The organism is Halorubrum sp. Atlit-28R (assembly GCF_003665955.1).
In the GTDB taxonomy this organism is placed as follows: domain Archaea; phylum Halobacteriota; class Halobacteria; order Halobacteriales; family Haloferacaceae; genus Halorubrum; species Halorubrum tropicale.
Genome location: NZ_QPLS01000118.1, coordinates 1 through 546, shown reverse-complemented (window position 1 = coordinate 546; position 546 = coordinate 1). Strand labels below are relative to the sequence as shown.

Sequence of the window (546 nt, the reverse complement as noted above, 5' to 3'; positions counted from 1 at the left end):
TGAGTGAGCGCGACGACGCCCGACCCAGCACCCGGAGCGACACCCAACGCGACACCGGGCGCGACGCCCGCGACGACGCCCGGAACGCGAATCGAGCGCGGACGCCGTTTCTTTCTGCTCGACGAGTTGACTACTATTCGAACCGACGGCCGTTTGGCGATTTTCCGGTGAATCGTCGCTCGATTTGTCGTCCCAGATGACGGATTACTATTGAACTGTGTTTCTAATAGAGACTAAAAATTGAACACAGTAAGATATATAGTGGGTAAGTTAGAATGTGGTGATGTCACTCATAACCATGACAGGAGAACTCTCACGCGTCCTCTCGAAGCGCGACGTGTTCGTGCTCGCACTCGGAGCGATGATCGGATGGGGTTGGATCGTGCAGACGGGGTACTTCATCGACCAAAGCGGCGTCACCGGCGCTATCTCGGCGTTCGTCCTCGGCGGGTTCATGGTGACCGTCGTCTCGCTCATCTACGGCGAACTCGCCTCCGCGATGCCGTTCGTCGGCGGCGAGCACGTTTACAGCATGCGGGCGTTGGG

At 58.2% G+C, this 546-nt stretch carries 1 pseudogene; it reads left to right on the top strand.

From position 1 onward, the window contains the following. Positions 1–283: 283 nt before the first annotated feature. A pseudogene (locus DVK06_RS17095) lies at positions 284–546 on the top strand (amino acid permease); the annotation flags it as partial.